Origin of the sequence: Aliiroseovarius sediminilitoris (assembly GCF_900109955.1) — a bacterium.
In the GTDB taxonomy this organism is placed as follows: Bacteria; Pseudomonadota; Alphaproteobacteria; order Rhodobacterales; family Rhodobacteraceae; genus Aliiroseovarius; species Aliiroseovarius sediminilitoris.
This window is the reverse complement of sequence record NZ_FOJB01000001.1, coordinates 2,061,391-2,078,522: the sequence shown is the minus strand read 5'-3', so window position 1 is coordinate 2,078,522 and position 17,132 is coordinate 2,061,391. Positions and strand designations below refer to the sequence as shown.

Annotated in this window: 11 protein-coding genes; 7 read left to right on the top strand and 4 right to left on the bottom strand. The window is 58.9% G+C overall.

The features are described from left to right. Positions 1-251: 251 nt before the first annotated feature. The gene (locus tag BMY55_RS10245) at positions 252-848 is read left to right on the top strand and encodes a transglycosylase SLT domain-containing protein (RefSeq protein ID WP_245744711.1); all 597 of its coding nucleotides are present in this window, start codon (positions 252-254) and stop codon (positions 846-848) included. Positions 849-920: 72 nt separating this feature from the next. On the opposite strand, the gene pepN is transcribed toward BMY55_RS10245, so the two are convergent. Continuing rightward, positions 921-3,473, bottom strand: a complete 2,553-nt coding sequence (pepN, locus tag BMY55_RS10240) for an aminopeptidase N (protein ID WP_091430421.1) — start codon at positions 3,471-3,473, stop codon at positions 921-923. A gap of 189 nt (positions 3,474-3,662) precedes the next feature. Between pepN and BMY55_RS10235 the strand changes: the two genes are divergently transcribed. The 3 genes from BMY55_RS10235 (at position 3,663) to BMY55_RS10225 (ending at position 7,100) form a co-directional block, all read left to right on the top strand. After that, complete coding sequence (locus BMY55_RS10235) at positions 3,663-5,786, top strand: malate synthase G (RefSeq protein ID WP_091430420.1); 2,124 nt, start codon at positions 3,663-3,665, stop codon at positions 5,784-5,786. A 24-nt stretch (positions 5,787-5,810) separates the two neighbouring features. Next, entirely contained in the window at positions 5,811-6,239 is a 429-nt protein-coding gene (locus BMY55_RS10230) for a GlcG/HbpS family heme-binding protein (RefSeq protein WP_091430418.1), read from the top strand. 75 nt (positions 6,240-6,314) lie between these two features. Further along, positions 6,315-7,100, top strand: coding sequence for a gamma-glutamyl-gamma-aminobutyrate hydrolase family protein (locus BMY55_RS10225; RefSeq protein WP_091430416.1), 786 nt, complete (start codon positions 6,315-6,317; stop codon positions 7,098-7,100). 586 nt (positions 7,101-7,686) lie between these two features. Here BMY55_RS10225 and BMY55_RS17160 read toward each other — a convergent pair. Both BMY55_RS17160 and BMY55_RS10215 read right to left on the bottom strand, forming a co-directional pair. Then, complete coding sequence (locus BMY55_RS17160; RefSeq protein ID WP_091430415.1) at positions 7,687-9,777, bottom strand: Hint domain-containing protein; 2,091 nt, start codon at positions 9,775-9,777, stop codon at positions 7,687-7,689. A 262-nt stretch (positions 9,778-10,039) separates the two neighbouring features. Next, complete coding sequence (locus BMY55_RS10215) at positions 10,040-11,194, bottom strand: pyridoxal phosphate-dependent aminotransferase (RefSeq protein WP_091432347.1); 1,155 nt, start codon at positions 11,192-11,194, stop codon at positions 10,040-10,042. Between the two features lie 168 nt (positions 11,195-11,362). On the opposite strand from BMY55_RS10215, the gene BMY55_RS10210 reads away from it, so the two are divergent. Beyond that, on the top strand, positions 11,363-11,947 hold the full coding sequence (locus BMY55_RS10210) for a DsbA family protein (RefSeq protein ID WP_091432343.1): 585 nt from the start codon (positions 11,363-11,365) through the stop codon (positions 11,945-11,947). A gap of 150 nt (positions 11,948-12,097) precedes the next feature. Beyond that, on the top strand, positions 12,098-13,477 hold the full coding sequence (locus BMY55_RS10205; protein ID WP_245744710.1) for an N-acetylmuramoyl-L-alanine amidase: 1,380 nt from the start codon (positions 12,098-12,100) through the stop codon (positions 13,475-13,477). Between the two features lie 63 nt (positions 13,478-13,540). On the opposite strand, the gene BMY55_RS10200 is transcribed toward BMY55_RS10205, so the two are convergent. After that, the gene (locus BMY55_RS10200; protein ID WP_091432337.1) at positions 13,541-14,971 is read right to left on the bottom strand and encodes a Glu/Leu/Phe/Val family dehydrogenase; all 1,431 of its coding nucleotides are present in this window, start codon (positions 14,969-14,971) and stop codon (positions 13,541-13,543) included. Between the two features lie 357 nt (positions 14,972-15,328). Here BMY55_RS10200 and BMY55_RS10195 point away from each other — a divergent pair, with 357 nt between their 5' ends. Further along, positions 15,329-17,128, top strand: a complete 1,800-nt coding sequence (locus BMY55_RS10195) for a pilus assembly protein (RefSeq protein ID WP_177179325.1) — start codon at positions 15,329-15,331, stop codon at positions 17,126-17,128. The last annotated feature ends 4 nt before the right edge of the window (positions 17,129-17,132 follow it).

Genomic DNA, 17,132 nt, shown 5'->3' with positions numbered 1-17,132 from the left:
AAGGCGCGTGGGGTCGTTCTGTCCACGGCACCCCTGCTTCACCCCCAGATTGTGCCGCATCGCAGCATAGCGGTGATTTTCTGGCGATGGTAGAAATTGATGCGCGCATACCAGCCTTGTAAACAACACATATCAGCGAGACTTTGCCAATTGCTGCGATGCCGCATCTGCAAAGTTGCTTAATGCAATCACCCCCCTTAGGACGCCGGGATGAATTAAGTGAGACAGCAACCGGACCTGAGCGAGGGACGATGAAACGACTGATTTTGGGCCTGGCGGCGGCGATGATGATTGCCCCAACTGCACAGGCCAACGAAATTCTTGGTTCGCGCGGGACGCGCGCGTCGGAATTGACAATGAAATGGGATGACAAGCCGCAAGCGCCGGCCTGGACGGATGCCACGATGAAGGCGCTGGAATCTCACGGGGCAATCCTGTCAGAAACCGTGCCTGAGGACATCAAAGCCTGGTGTCCGGCGTATGAGACGCAGGACAAGGTCGGTCGCAACGCATTCTGGACGGGCCTTCTGTCCACCTTGTCGTTTTATGAAAGCACATGGCGTCAGACCGCCGTGGGCGGTGGCGGCAAATGGTATGGACTTGTGCAGATCCTTCCGGCCACGGCGCGCGGTTATGGCTGCGAGGCACGGTCAGGATCGGATCTGAAAAAAGGCGAACTGAACCTGAGCTGCGCGGTCCGTATCATGTCTGTGACCGTGCCGCGCGACAATGTGGTTTCCCAAGGCATGCGCGGCGTTGCGGCGGATTGGGGTCCGTTCCATTCCAAGCCCAAACGCGAAGCCATGCGTGCATGGATCAAGGACCAGAACTACTGCGCGGTCAGTTGATCTGCGGCATCAGACTGATTGGAAACAGATTGGCAAGGGCGGGCCGTTCGGCCCCCCTCTGTTATTCGTGTGTCAGTCGCCCAACATACGCCTGACCATTTCCTGACTGTCGCGGCTCAGCCCGTCGGTTGCCAGAATGCGCCTTAGGGCGGATGTGATCATGTCCTGCCGGTCCGCATCGTAACGCCGCCATGTCTCGAACGCGGTTGTCATTCGCGCCGCGATCTGATGATTCACCGGGTCCAACTTGATCAGCCAATCCGCCGTCAGCGCATAGGCTTTGCCGGACACGTGGTGGAACCCCGCCTGGTTCATCGCAAGCGCCCCAAAGACCGCCCGGAAGCGGTTGGGGTTCTTCCAGTTGAACGCGGGGTCTTGGGTAAGGGTTGCGGTTACGTCGGCGGCTTTCTCGGGGGCAGCATGAGCCACCTGCATCGCGAACCACTTGTCCATAACCAACGCGTCCCCGTCGAACCGGCTGCGGAAATCGGCCAGGGCGTCTGCGCCCTTTTCGACATCCAGCAAGCACCCCAGCGCCCCGAGGCGATGGGTCATATTGTCCGCTTTGTCATACAGCGCCTGCGCGGCCGCGCCGCCATCCATGCGGTTGGTCAGCTTCAAAAGCTCCAGCCCCAGCGCCCGTTTGCCCGCCTGTTCTGCGTTGGGTTTGAAGGGTGCATTCACCTCCATCTCGGCTGACAGGCGCGGCAACAGGTCGTGCAGATGTTCTGCCGTCGCCTGTTTCAGTGTTTCGCCGGCGCGATGGATCTTCTGCGGATCCGGGGTGACGCCGGCGTCAAACAGGGTTTGGGCCAGATCATCCTGCCCCGGCAACCCCAACGCCAACGCGCGGAAGGCGGGGTCGAGGCTGTCATCGCGGAGCATCACCGCCAGCGCCTCAAGATAGTTGGACAGCGGTGCATCTTCGCCCGTCACCATCGCGATCAAGACGTCCTTGGCCAAGGTGCGTCCAGCTTCCCATTTGTTGAACGGATCGGTGTCATGGGCCAACAGGAACGCGCGCTCGGCAGGTGAACTGTCACGTTGCACGATCACCGGGGCCGAGAAATGGCGCAGGATGGACGGCGTGGGCTTGGCCCCCAGCCCGTCGAAGGTGAAGCTCTGCTTGGTTTCGGTCATTTCAAGCACCCGCGTCGGCACCACCTCGTCCCCGTTCGGACCGATCAGGCCGACGGCGATGGGAATGTGCTGCGGCTGTTTTTTATCCTGCCCGGGTGTAGGTGGTGTTTCCTGTTCAAAATGAAGCGTATAGGTGCCATCCTTGAAGTCCTCCATCACCTTCAGGCGCGGCGTGCCGGCCTGTTTATACCAACGGCGGAATTGGGTCAGATCGCGGCCTGTGCTGTCCTCAAAAACGCGCACCCAGTCTTCGATCGTGGCGGCCTCACCATCATGGCGGGTGAAATAGAGGTCCAGCGCCTTATAGTATTCTTCCTCCCCGACCAGCGTTTTCATCATGCCGATCAGCTCTGCGCCCTTTTCATAGATGGTCGCGGTATAGAAATTGTTGATCTCGACAAAGCTGTCAGGCTGCACCTGGTGGGCCAGCGGGCCGTTGTCTTCGCGGAACTGCCGCCCGCGCAGGGCGATCACGTCGTTGATCCGGCACACGGCCTTTGATCGCATGTCGCCCGAGAATTGCTGGTCGCGGAACACGGTCAGCCCCTCTTTCAGCGACAGTTGGAACCAGTCGCGGCAGGTGATCCGGTTGCCGGTCCAATTGTGGAAATACTCATGCGCGATGATCGCTTCGATCCGCTCGAAATTCGCGTCCGTGGAGGTCTTGGAACTGGCCAGCACGGCCGAGGTGTTGAAGATGTTCAACCCTTTGTTTTCCATCGCGCCCATGTTGAAATCGGACACCGCAACAATCTGGAAAATGTCCAGATCATATTCACGGCCATACACCTGTTCGTCCCATTTCATGGACGCCTTCAGCGCCTCCATCCCAAAGGCCGTTTTGCCCTCGTCACCGGGACGCACCCACAGCTTCAGATCCACCTCTTTGCCCGACATGGTGGTGAAACTGTCTTCGCGCGCGATCAACTCGCCCGCAACCAAAGCGAACAGATATGCGGGTTTGGGCCACGGGTCGTGCCATTCGGCCCAGCCATCGCCGGATCCGGTTGGATTGCCGTTGGACAAAAGCACCGGCAGGTCGCCTTCGATCCGCACCTTGAATGGTGCCATCACGTCGGGGCGGTCGGGATAGAAGGTGATGCGGCGAAAACCCTCGGCCTCGCATTGGGTGCAATACATGCCGTTCGACATGTAAAGCCCTTCCAGCGCGGTGTTGGTTTGCGGGCTGATTTCAACCTCGGACTCCCATGTGAAAGCGGTGCCGGGCACCTCTGCTTTCAGCCCGCCATCGACCAACTCTGGCGTGATCCCGGCCCCGTCAATGGCCGCGCGGATCAGCTTAAGCTGCTCACCATGCAAGAAGAAATCACGTGATGTCGTTGCCGGATTTGGCGTAAACCGAATCGTTGATCGCACGCGCGTCGCCCGTGGGTCCAGCACAAAGGTCAGCGACACCTCTTCGACCAACCAATTGGGCGGCGTGTAGTCGGCAAGGTAAATGGGCTGGGGGGCGGTGTCGGTCATCAGAAGTCCTTTCGGCTCGCGTGCAAGTCGGCAGGTTAGACGTGCCAAACGGGGGCCGCAAGGCAAGAGCGATGCTCGGTTGACGATTAAGTTTTACTTATCTGTTCGGGCAAGAAATCCCGCTTGCGATTTCGGGCTGTATGCGAGAGTCTACCGTAAATTCGACACTGCCGGGCAAAGGGACAGGGGATGAGCGACTATATCGACCGCAAAGGATTATCAGTGCATCGCGAGCTGGGGCGTTTTCTTGAAACGCGAGCGCTTGCCAAGACTGGCCTGAACTATGACGACTTCTGGCGCGGATTTGCCGATATCATTCACGAGCTTGGCCCAAAGAACCGCGCCCTTCTGGAAAAGCGCGAAACGATCCAGCAGCAGGTGGACGACTGGCACAAAGCCCGTGCTGGCAAGCCGCATGACGCCGAGGCCTATCGCACGTTTCTGAGCGAAATCGGATATCTTGTCCCCGAAGGCCCCGATTTTCAGATTGAAACTGCCAATGTGGACCCCGAAATTGCCGAGATACCCGGCCCGCAGCTGGTGGTGCCGATCATGAATGCCCGCTTTGCCCTGAACGCGGCGAATGCGCGGTGGGGTAGCCTGTATGACGCGCTTTATGGCACCGATGCGCTTGGCACGACCCCCAAACCGGGCGGCTATGACCCCGAACATGGCGCGCGCGCGATCGCGTGGGGGCGTGCATTCCTGGATCAGGCGGTGCAACTGGCGGCTGGAAGCTGGGCGGATGTCAATGCCGTATCGGTCAAGGAAGGCGCTCTGACCCCCGCGCTGGCCGATCCGGCGCAATTCGCGGGTCATGCCGAGGATCGAATTTATCTTAAAAACAATGGCTTGATGATCGAGCTTCGACTGGATGCCGAGACACCCGTTGGTCAGCAGGACCGCGCGGGCATCTCGGACATCCGTCTGGAAAGCGCCATGTCGGCAATCATGGATTGCGAAGACAGCGTGGCCGCCGTGGATGCCGAAGACAAGGTGCTGGCCTATTCCAACTGGCTGGGTCTGATGGACCGCACGCTGACCGAAGAGGTCACGAAGGGCGACAAGACCATCACCCGCAAGCTGTCGGGTGACATTCACTACACCGCGCCTGATGGCACGCAAGCAACCCATAAAGGGCGTGTCTTGATGCTGGTGCGCAACGTCGGCCACCTGATGACCAATCCCGCCATTCTGGACAAAGACGGACAGGAAGTGCCCGAAGGCATCATGGATGCCGTCGTCACCACGCTTTGTGCGATGCATGACCTGATGCGCGATGATGGCAATTCGGTCAAAGGCTCGATCTATGTGGTGAAACCCAAGATGCACGGGCCAGAAGAGGTCGCTTTTGCGGATGAGATTTTCACCCGTGTCGAGGCCTTGCTGGGCCTGCCGCAATACACCGTCAAGCTGGGGATCATGGACGAGGAACGGCGCACCAGCGCGAACCTCAAGGAGTGTATCCGCGCCGCCAAGCACCGCGTGGCCTTCATCAATACAGGTTTCCTTGATCGCACGGGCGACGAGATTCACACCTCGATGGAAGCAGGGCCGATGGTGCGCAAAGGCGATATGAAAGACGCCGCCTGGATCAGCGCCTATGAAGATCGCAACGTCGATGTCGGTCTGGCCTGCGGGCTGCGCGGGCGCGCCCAGATCGGCAAGGGCATGTGGGCGATGCCGGACCGGATGGCGGATATGCTGGAGCAGAAGATCGCACACCCCGAAGCGGGCGCCAACTGCGCCTGGGTGCCAAGCCCCACGGCGGCCACGCTGCACGCAACCCATTACCACCGTGTCGATGTGCTGGCCCGCCAGGACGAGATCGCCGCCCAAGGTGCGCGCAGCACTCTGGGCGAACTTTTGACCATTCCTGTCGCGCAAGGCGTGAACTGGTCCGACGCCGAAATTCGCGACGAGGTCGAGAACAACGCCCAGGGCATTCTGGGCTATGTGGTTCGCTGGGTGGACGCCGGTATCGGCTGCTCGAAAGTGCCGGACATTCATGATGTGGGGCTGATGGAAGACCGCGCGACCTGCCGGATTTCCAGTCAGGCTCTGGCCAACTGGCTGCATCACGGCGTCGTCTCCGAAGCCGAGGTGATGGATGCGATGCGCGCGATGGCCGCGAAGGTGGACGCACAGAACGCGGATGATCCGTCCTATGACCCGATGGCACCGGGGTACGATGGCGAAGCCTTCAAAGCGGCGTGCGATCTTGTTTTCAAGGGACGCGCGCAACCTTCAGGCTATACTGAACCCATGCTTCACGCGCATCGGCTGGCCAAGAAAGCACAGATGGCGGGGTAAGCCACCCTCGGAAGGAGGATTGAGATGAACAAGATCACACTGGACGCCGCGCGGATCATTGTCCGCGAAGCTCTGGACCATGGCGTCAAGGCCAGGATGAAACCCCTGTCGGTCGCGGTGGTGGATGCGGGCGGGCATCTGATCGCCTTTGAACGCTCCGACGGCGCGCCGGTGGGCCGGTTCGAACTGGCGTTTGGCAAGGCCCATGGCTCGGTCATGCTGGGCATTGGCGGAACCGCGCAGCGCGACCGTGCAGAGGCGCAAGCCTATTTCATCGCTGCGGCCAATGCTGCCTATAGTGGTAAGCTGGTGCCAGTTCCGGGCGGCTTTGTGGTCCGGAACGCTGCGGGCGATGTCGTTGGCGGTGTTGGCGTCACGGGGGATACGTCGGAAAACGATATGGCCGCGGGCGAAGCCGGGATTGTCGCGGCCGGGCTTGTGGCCGAGGGGTAAATGGTAGCGCCGCCCGTTGTATCGCTGCTATGGTTCCAGTATCCTCTGCAACCGAACTGAGTTCCCGGAGCAGGTATGACACGGCCCATCATCGGTATCATTGGCAACACCTATCTGATCAATGACCAGTATCCGTCCCATGCGGGCGGAACGATGAATTCCGAAGCCATTTCGCTGGTTTCGGGCTGTCTGCCGCTGATCGTGCCTTCCGATCCGCGCTTTGTGACGGTGGATGAGCTGCTGGACACCTGCGATGGCTTTCTGTTCACCGGGGGGCGACCCAATGTCCACCCCGCCGAATATGGCGAGGATGAAACCGAGGCGCATGGCGAATTTGATCGCTGCCGCGACGCCATCACCCTGCCACTGATCCGGGCCTGTGTTGATCGTGGTCAGCCGTTCTTTGGCATCTGTCGTGGGTTTCAGGAAGTCAACGTTGCCATGGGCGGCACGCTCTATCCCGAAATTCGAGATCTGCCGGGGCGTATGAACCACCGAATGCCGCCTGATGGCTCGTTGGAGGAAAAGTTCGCCATCAGACACGATGTTCATTTGCAGGAGGGCGGTGTGTTTCACCAGTTGCTGGGGGCCACCTGCGTGCGCACCAACACATTGCACGGGCAAGGGATCAAGACCGCCGGGTCGCGCATCGTGATAGAGGGTCACGCCGATGATGGCACACCGGAAGCCATCATGATCAAGGATGCCCCTGGCTTCACCCTTTCGGTGCAGTGGCATCCGGAATACAACGCCACCCAGGATCCCGTGTCACAAATCCTGTTCCGCGCCTTTGGTGATGCAGCGCGCGATTGGGCCGCTCGGTTGGGCGCACGCCGTCCCGTGCGGCCATCCGTGGCCTGATCCGCGCGGTTCGGTGTTGACCTTCTTGTTGCTGTAACGCCTGTGGTGGCGGTCTGGAAAGCGGGTCTCATGATGTGATCAAACCCGAAGTTGATCTAAGTGGTCTTGTGCTGTTGGCGTTCTGACTGGCCAACCGAAATCAGGTGGGCGACCCGCCCTGCAATGCGATGTAAGTGTTGCACAAGCGGAACCGATGTTCTGCCAAGGGGGCAAAAGGGTCTGCATGTTTCGATTGGGATGCCCGAACAAACCCATGGACAACAGAACAGCCACAAGGTGTTGGCGGCGACTTGTGCTGCGAACCACGGCGACACCTCTGGTGTTCGTAACCGGGCAGGACCACCCCTGATCCAGAAGATTCAAGAGCCTCGTATCACGCCGGCATCGCCTTTGTTGGGGCAAACGAGGTGGACCCTTGGGTGTATCACTGAAAGATTGGCGATATGGCACCTGTCGATGAGAGCGGCCATGCCGAGTTTGCAAATGGCATTGTCTTCAATCGCGCGCTACCGCCGGAAAACGGTATCAGCCGCGTCGACGAATAAAGCAAGGTGCCGAAATCTTTTGCCGTGAGGGACAATCCGTCCTAGGCGACGCGGGGCAACGCGCGAGCCTCGAACGCGCGCAGAACGATCCGGGCAGTATTACCATAGTGGCGCGGGTCCGCGCGCAGATCGGGGAACAGGGTGAACAGTTCTTCCCGGGCGGCGGCGTCGACGGCACCCAGACCTTCATGCCCCGGGTGAAAACTTTCAGTGGCGGCTTTGTTGGCAAAAACAACCTCGTGCCGGTCAAACATCATGTGGAAATAGGTCACTTGATCCGTTGGCTTGACCACCACGCTTTTGCCGTCCAGCAGGTGTTTGGCGGGCACCAGCACTTCACGTTCTGCAAATAACAGGGTCGCTTCGTGTCCGGCATATACCATACGGTGCTGTGGCGAGACCAACAAAGGCTTATCGTTCCCAAACCGGCCCTGAGCAATCTGGATCGGGGCCAGTTTACCTTTACCCGACACGGTTTTCTGACCCATCCAGCGAATGGGTTGCAGGCCGTTATCTCGCGTCACAACCAAGTCACCGGGCCGCAGATCCTGAATGGGGCGTTCACCGCGGTCGGTCTGGATCAGGGTATCCGTGGTAAAGCAGATAATGACGCTTTCGATATTTGAGAAGGTCAGCGTGGTGCCGTCGGACAGCGTCGCGGTCCCGTTTTCCGAGTTGCCCGGATCAAAAACCACGTCGTCCCAATCGTCGACAAGGTGGTTCAGATAGAGCGTATCCGTGTCGCTATCATCATCGTCTTCGCCGCCGTCGATGGTGATGGTCGGACCTGAACCGTCCAGTGCCGTCGCGGCATCCAGATTGAACGTGTCCGAGCCGGTGCCACCCGATGCTGTATCGCCTGCCGCAACGTTCAGCGTGTCACCGCCTGCGCCGCCGTCCAGCGTGTCGGCACCCAGCCCACCGGTCAGCGAGTCATTGCCACCTTGGCCATAAATAACATCGTCGCCGCCGCCGCCGTCAATGGTGTCGTCACCGCCTTGGGATGGATCGGGGATTGTGTCAAAATGGACATCCGAGACCCAGATCGCTTGCGTGCCGGATTGAGCGTTGCCATAGATGATCTCGATCTCGCTGACCGGACCCGCGATCTCGACCAGAACCGAGCCACCCAGATCGGATTGGCTTTCGCCCACATTATTTGCCGTGACAGTGTTGCCGGATACAGTGTCTCCACCTCCCGGTGTCAGCGTGACTGTGACCGGATCGCCGTTTGCGTCAATCGCGTTTACTGTCACCACATCGGTGTGGTTGCCTGACCCCCAATCCACATCATTGATGCGGAAAGATACGTTTTCGACGTCATCCAAAGAAGCGGCGCCTGTGGCGGCAGCGAAGTCAATCGTCGTCGTCGACGTCGTGCCATCGCCGTTACCATAAAGGTAAAGGCTTGAGTTGCTGTCAAAATCCTCACCCGAGGCAACATAGGTCGTGTCGCTTGTCTCGACGCGGTAGACCGGGCTGTTGGTTCCGTCGCTCGAAAAGCTGACCGTTACATCCATCTCGCCGGTGTTCTGGGTGAAACCCGCACTCAGATTCGTGCCATCACCGCCTTGCGCACTCCAGTCCAGAACTTCAGTTGTGTCAACCGGCGGTTTGTCGTCGCCATAGATGACATCATCACCTGCGCCGCCATCAATCGTGTCGTTGCCTTCGCCACCTTCGATCGTGTCATTTGCCGCACCGGACGCGATTGTGTCGTTGCCAGCGTAGCCGAAAATCACATCGTCATTGCCGCCGACGCCGGTGCCATCGCCACCATCGACCACATCGCCGTCTTCATCGGTGAAGCTGCCATCAATGACGTCGTCACCCGACGTTCCGGTCAGAACCCCATCATCTGTTGCATAGGCGGGTGCTGAGACCACCGAAGATGATGAAATCGTGGATACGGGGCCGTAATCGGGTACGAAATAGACGTTTCCGTCCGATGCTTCGTAGTACACGCCGGGTTCGGTGGTGTTTGTGTAGGTGGTGCCATTATAGGTCCCAGACCAAACCCATTCGCCCGCACCAATAGTCGAAGTGGTCGTGAAGGTTGCCAGTGGGCCGCCGATGCTGTCGCCTGCATCCAGCGAATAGTCGCCAAGTTGAACCAGATAACCCTGGGGCATTTAAATACTCATACATTCGTTAACACTATTGGAAGTTCCACCTTCCGATAGTTCCATTACTTAAACGTCAACCGGGCAAAGAAAAGACAAAATATAGAAAAAAGCGCCATATTTCAAGAATTTGAAATACTGCACCTCACTATTTTAGGGGAGGGACACACTAAACTGGCAATGAGCGATCCATTGTCCACCGATCGTGGAAAATGCCAGTTTTCTTGTAGGTCGATCAAAGGCGCGCAGCTTAGCCGATTCGCTTCGTGTGTCAGCGCTTATCACAGGAACGGGTCGCCATAAACGTAGCCAGCCGTGTCAGCCCCTCCCGGATCTCATCCGTCGACCGGGCATAAGAAAACCGCAGGGTCTGATGACCACGCACAGGATCGAAATCCATGCCGGGGGTCACGGCGACCCCGGCCTTGTCCAGAATTTCAGCAGCAAGGGCCCGGCTGTCGTCGGTCAGACCGCTGACATCGGCATAGATATAGAACGCGCCATCGGGTGGGGCGAAATTGCCAAAGCCGATCTTGGGCAGTTCCTCGATCATCATCTGACGATTGGCGGCGTATGTGGCAAGGTTCGCGTCCAACTCGTCCCGCGCATCCAGCGCACCAAGGGCTGCAATCTGGCTGGCGTGCGACGGACAGATGAACATGTTCTGGGCCAGCCGCTCGATCAGCCGCACATGATCCTTGGGCACGATCATCCAGCCAACGCGCCAACCGGTCATCGAGAAATATTTCGAGAAACTGTTGATCACATAGATGTCGTCCGACACTTCCAGTGCCGATATGGCACGGCCTTCGTATTGCAGACCGTGATAGATTTCATCAGCAATGAAGCTGGTGCCTTGCGCGTGGCAGGTGCTGATCAACCCTTCCAGCGCCGCGTGATCCAGCATCGTGCCTGACGGGTTGGCGGGCGAGGCGGTGATCAACCCGGCCAGATCGCCGGGGATTTCAGAGGGGACAGGTTGCAGGCGGTTATCCGCGCGGGTCGGAATGCCCACCGGTGTCAGGTTCAGAGCTTTCAGAATTTGCCGATAGGACGGGTAGCCCGGTTCGCCCAACCCCACCTTTTCGCCCGCGTCAAACAGTGCGGTGAAGGCCAGAATGAACGCGCCCGAACTGCCGGGTGTGACCACCACGCGCGCTGGCTCGATCTCAAGATTATACCAATCTTTATATAGGCTTGCGATGCCTTCCCGAAGTGCCGGAAGGCCAAGGGAAACGGTGTACCCCAGCGCGTCACCACCCATGGCATCCACCAGTGCTGCGCGGGCCTTGTCCGGCGCCGGGGTCGAGGGCTGGCCCACCTCCATGTGAATGATGTCACGCCCGGATGCCTCGGCGGCGCGGGCGGCTTCCATCACATCCATGACAATAAACGGATCGACAATGCCGCGGGTGGAGTTTTTCATGGCGTCCTCATCATGCTGCGCGCCCGTGTGGGTGCCCTTGGCGCGTAACAAAGTCAATGCTGCGCTGTCGCGGATATTGTCGCAGGCCAGTGCTGTTACATGGCGCGCCCGATTGCCAGAGTATTTGTGCGCCCAGGTGGTGCGGCCCAACAAGAACGGACAAACGACATGACATTCACACGGACCCTGGCCATGACCACCGCGCTGACATTGGCCACGGCCCTGCCGGGCACCGCGCTTGATCTGACCAGCATGACGGATGATGAACGCAACGGCTTTCGTGACGAGGTCCGCGCCTGTCTTCTGGATAACCCCGAAGTGCTGATGGAGGCCATCGGCGAGTTGGAGAAACGTCAAGCCGACGACCAATGTGGATACTGCCGTAAATCCTATGACGTTCTGCAAGAGCTTCTGGAAAAGGACAAGGGCGTGCGCCTGATCCTGAGGGAATTCCCGATTCTCAGCGAAGCCAGCATGCTTTCGGCGCGTTTTGCGATCTCGGCCAAGAGCCAGTTTGGGGAAGAGGCGTACGCCGCGCTGCATGACGCTCTGATCACGGTGCGGGGCAATGTAACGACCGAACGCCTGATCAGGCTGGGCGACGATCTGGGGCTGGACGGGCAGGCGATTGCAGATGGGATGAACACCCCCAATGTTGACACCGTTCTGGCCGAGAACCGGGCGTTGGGGCAACGGTCGCAGATCACCGGAATCCCTGCTTTCGTGATGCAGGACTGCATGGCGCGTGGCTAAATGCCGCTGGAGCAGATTGAACAGATCATCGCCACTATACGCGAAGAAAGCTGAAACCACATCCATTAGCGGCTGACCTTCCGGGCGGGGCTTGATAAGCTCCGGTCAGAACACAGCTCGGGCAAGGTCAAACCACAAGGTCAAACCACGATGACAAGACGGACGAAACGCGGGGCGGGGACGATCCTGCGGGCGGCGTGTTTCTCTGCCCTGATGGCAGGGGCAGGCTTCGGGCAGGAGACGGCGGCGCCGATCACATCCGTGCCGCCGGAGCCCCGGCCAGCGCAGTATGCCATCGGCATGCCCGATGTTTCTGCCGCAGTGACTATCGCCCCCCCTTCACGCGCGCCGGACACCGCTGCTCAAACGCTGACCGGGCTGGCGCGGCTGAAGGGCGCAGGGGTCACGATCACCGATCGATGGCGCGGCGCTGCGCTTGAGATCGAGATGTCCCGCGCGGTGCCGTGGCGGGTCTTTACACTCGATGATCCGCAGCGTGTCGTGGTGGACTTCTCGGAGCTGGACTGGGCAGGGCTTGATCCGCAAGCTGTGCTCGCGGCTTCGGACCGTATCGTCGAGATGCGGGCAGGGCTGTTTCGTCCCGGCTGGACCCGGCTTGTCCTGACGCTTGCCGCCCCGATGGTGGTGGAAAACGCATGGATGACCAGCACAGACACCGCAGACAGCACAGCACTGATGCGGCTGGACCTTGCGCAATCGACGCCGCAGGCGTTCGCCGCAACCACCGGCGCGCCGGACAGCGCCGTATTCACCCCCGTCACGCCGCGCCCCATGCCGTCGCCCAAAACCCGCCAGACCGGGTTTGGCGATCTGGTGGTGGTGCTTGATCCTGGCCATGGTGGCATTGATCCCGGTGCGGAACGCGAAGATGTGGTTGAAGCCGACCTGATGCTGACCTTCGCGCGCCAACTGAAAGAAACCCTGCTGCGGACGGGGGGCTTCAAGGTCGTGATGACCCGTGACCGCGATATGTTCGTCCCGTTGGAAGAACGCGTGACCATCGCCCGCCGGGCCGGTGCCGATGTATTCCTGTCACTGCATGCAGATGCCTTGGCTCAGGGTCGCGCGACCGGGGCCACGGTCTATACCCTGTCCGAAGACGCAACCGATGCGGCCTCGCAATCGCTCGCCGAGCGGCACGACCGGGGCGACATTCTGGCGGGCGTCGATCTGACCCGTCAGTCGGACGAGGTGGCGTTGGTCCTGATGGATCTGGCGCGCACCGAAACCACCCCGAGGGCCGAGGCACTGGCCGATGCTCTGGTCGAAGGGATCTATTCCGCCACTGGCTCCAGTTACAAATCCCCGCGCATGAAGGCAGGATTTTCGGTGCTGAAAGCGCCGGACATTCCATCGGCCCTGATCGAACTGGGGTTTCTGTCCTCGCCTCGTGATCGCAAGCTGTTGCAGGACGAAAACTGGCGCAGACAGGCGGCTGAGGGCATTCGCGATGCCCTGCAATACTGGTCGTTGCAAGACGCGTCGAAGGCTCAGCGGCTGCGGCAGTAAAACATTATATATCAGGTGGATACGCCGCCTTCTTTACAGTTTTGCAAAGAGGGCGACGTATGATTACAGACCCTTCGCGCGATAGCTTGCCGCCACACGCTTGATCGCCACGATATAGGCCGCCATGCGCAGATCATCAACATCATCGCGGGCATGCCAGACCTCGCGCATGTCCTGATAGGCGGTGCGCATCGTGTCATCCAGACCCGAGCGGACCAGCTCCAGTTCATCCGCGCCGCGCAGGTATTTTTCCTTGAATTGCGGTGTCATCGACCACGCATCGCCAAGGTAACGGTCCAGCCGTTCCAACTCGTCCACCACCAGTTGGTGACGGGCTTCTTCCTGACGCCGCTGCATCCGGCCAAACCGGATATGGCTCAGGTTCTTGACCCATTCAAAGTAACTGACGGTCACACCGCCTGCGTTGGCATACAGGTCAGGAATGATTACCGTGCCTTTTTTGCGCAGAACCTCATCCGCACCCGAGGTCAGCGGGCCGTTGGCTGCTTCGATGATCAAAGGTGCTTGAATGCGGTCCGCATTGGACAGGTTGATCACGCCCTCAAGCGCCGCAGGGATCAGGATGTCGCAATCGGTTTCAAGAACTTTTGCACCGTCCTCAAGGTATTTGGCGTCACCAAACCCTTTCACGCAGCCGTGCTGCACGATCCACTGGTGAACGGCTTCGACATCCAGACCCTCGTCATTGACCAGGGCACCGTCGCGTTCAATGATCCCGACGATTTTCGCTCCGTCCGCTTCTGACAGAAACTTGGCGGCGTGATAGCCCACATTCCCCAACCCTTGCACAACGATGCGTTTGCCTTCCAGCTTGCCGGACAGGTTTGCGATCGCGACATCCTCGGGATGGCGGAAAAACTCGCGCAGGGCGTATTGCACGCCGCGCCCGGTGGCCTCGACCCGGCCCGCAATCCCGCCGGCATGGGTGGGTTTGCCGGTGACGCAGGCGCGTGCGTTGATGTCGGTTGTATTCATGCGCGCGTATTGGTCGGCGATCCACGCCATTTCGCGCTCGCCCGTGCCCATATCGGGGGCAGGGACGTTCTGCGACGGGTTGATCAGGTCGCGCTTGGCCAGCTCATAGGCGAAGCGACGCGTGATCAACTCCAACTCGTGCTCTTCATAATCGCGCGGCTCGATGCATAACCCACCTTTCGATCCGCCAAAGGGTGTTTCCACAAGCGCACATTTGAACGTCATCAGGGCGGCCAGCGCCTCGACCTCGTCCTGGTTCACGGCCGAGGCATAGCGAATGCCGCCCTTGACCGGTTCCATATGTTCGGAATGGACGGATCTGTATCCGGTGAAGGTGCGAATTTCCCCCCTTAGCCGCACGCCAAACCGAACCGTATAGGTCGAATTGCACACGCGGATTTTCTCTTTCAACCCTGTGGGAATATCCATCAATGCGACCGCGCGGTCGAACATCAGGTTTACGGAATCGCGGAAACTCGGCTCTTTGATATTAGCCATATCAGCCATCTTTTTGCACCTCTGCGGTCTTTTCTGCACTGCCGCAGAATCAACCTTCTGCGACGCTTCTTGGAACAGGTTAGGCTTAATTGCCACCAAAGCCACCCCCGCAATCGCCCGGCAATTGGTGCGAAAGTCGGGTCAGAAGTCGCCGCTTGCCGCTTCTGTCGCGTCAATGCGAACAATATTGTGTCTTTCCACTGACAAAATCACATTTGCTATAAAAATGCCTTAGTTTCGCCACAGCCATTGATAATCTACCAAAAGGTTAAACCGTGTTCTGGTTTACGAGTTTTACCGTGCGGGGGCATGGGAAGGGAGTTCGAAATGGCGCGACATAGTGACCGCTTGGGGATTATGAAATCTAGGCTGGCCAGGCAAGCTCGCTTGGGACGGATCGGCAAATTTGCGGATGACGAGGATGGCGCGATGTTCATCCTTGCTATGTTTCTGTTCATCACGCTGCTGATCGTGTCCGGCCTGTCCGTCGATCTGATGCGATACGAGCTTCAGCGCACCCGCCTTCAGGCAACGATGGATCGCGCGCTTCTGGCCGCCGCCCATCCCGATCAGGAAAACGACCGAAAAGATGTCGTGATGGATTACTTCGCCCGGTCCGGGCTGGGGAACTATATCAAGAAAGAAGATGTGAAGGTCACAGTCGCGTCTGACGGCACGATGGTGACGGCCACCGCCAATATGAATGTCGGCATGCCGTTTCTGGGTGCTGTCGGTGTCGATTACATGAACGCACCTGCCAGCGGTGGGGCCGCCAAGATCAACCAGCTGACCGAGATTTCGCTGGTCGTGGATGTCTCTGGTTCGATGAAAGACAATGCGACAACAGGGAATTCGAAGATCTATGAATTGCGTAAGGCCGCGACAGAGTTTTCGAACCTGCTGCTGTGTAACCCCAATGACGGCAGCACGTCGACAGATTGCACGATTGACAACTTCAAGACGTCAATCTCTCTGGTGCCATATTCGACGCAGGTGAATGTGGGGCAGACCTTGCTGACCAAATTCAACCGTCTGGATGCACAGACCGATGCCTATTGTGCAACATTTCTGGATGAACAATTCAACCAAGCGGGCATAAAGTCGGATGCCGATCCGATTCTGGATCCGAATCGGATTATTCGCCAGGCGGCGAAATTCTATCGGTATGGCGGAAGCTACAAGAACACCAACTCTGATGCTTATCTGTCCTGCCATACGGATTCCTGGCGCGAAGTCGTACCGTTTGAGGTTTCGCCAACGGTAATGAAAACCAAGATCCAGGCGTTGCAAGCGGAGGGCGACACCGCGATTGACATCGGTGTGAAATGGGGCGCGGCCCTTCTGCATCAAGAGGCACAACCGGCGATCACCAGCCTGATCGGTGACGGCGTGGTGAACAGCAATTTCGCCGGACGCCCCTATAATCCGGCCACGACGTCTTCGTCAAAGTTTCTGGTGTTGATGACAGATGGTCAGAACACCAACCACCACTATGTTTATGACGGGTATCGCACCGGGCCTTCGCCCTTCTGGCTGACCATGGCACCTTACAAGGACAGCAAGGGCCGGGACAAAGAACGCGAAATCATGTCGGTCTATAGGGCCAGCACAGATCAGTACCAATGGTTCTATTATCGTGGGTCAAGAAGCACCCCACGGACAGAATGGCATGACAAACCGTTCGGAGATGATCCCAACGATTGTTTTGGCTATCCCTATGACGATGTCTGCGCAACCGAAACGGGGACCAGCTGGTGGGAAGAGCCACGCGTCGCTGAACCGACCCGCCTGTCCTGGCAGAACTTCTGGAAAAGGGATTATGTCTGGGGCTATGTCGAACGGTTTAGCTGGCTGGGAGACCCTGGGCGCTTGATCTCGAACAGCAACAACTCGGACGGTGATGCGGCCAATATCGGCGATATTGATGAACGCTTGAGGGATCAATGCACCGCTGCGAAGAACGCCGGGATGACGATCTATACGATCGAGATGGAGACAAGCTCGTCGACGGACACAAGCTCGCTGGAATCCTGTGCATCTGTGAAAGGTGGCAAGCGCCTGCACTACAAGGTGACGAAGGGTGATAGCAGCGTGAACCTGTCGCAAGTGTTCTCGAAAATCGCTGCGGACATCAACAAGCTGCGGTTGATCAACTGACACG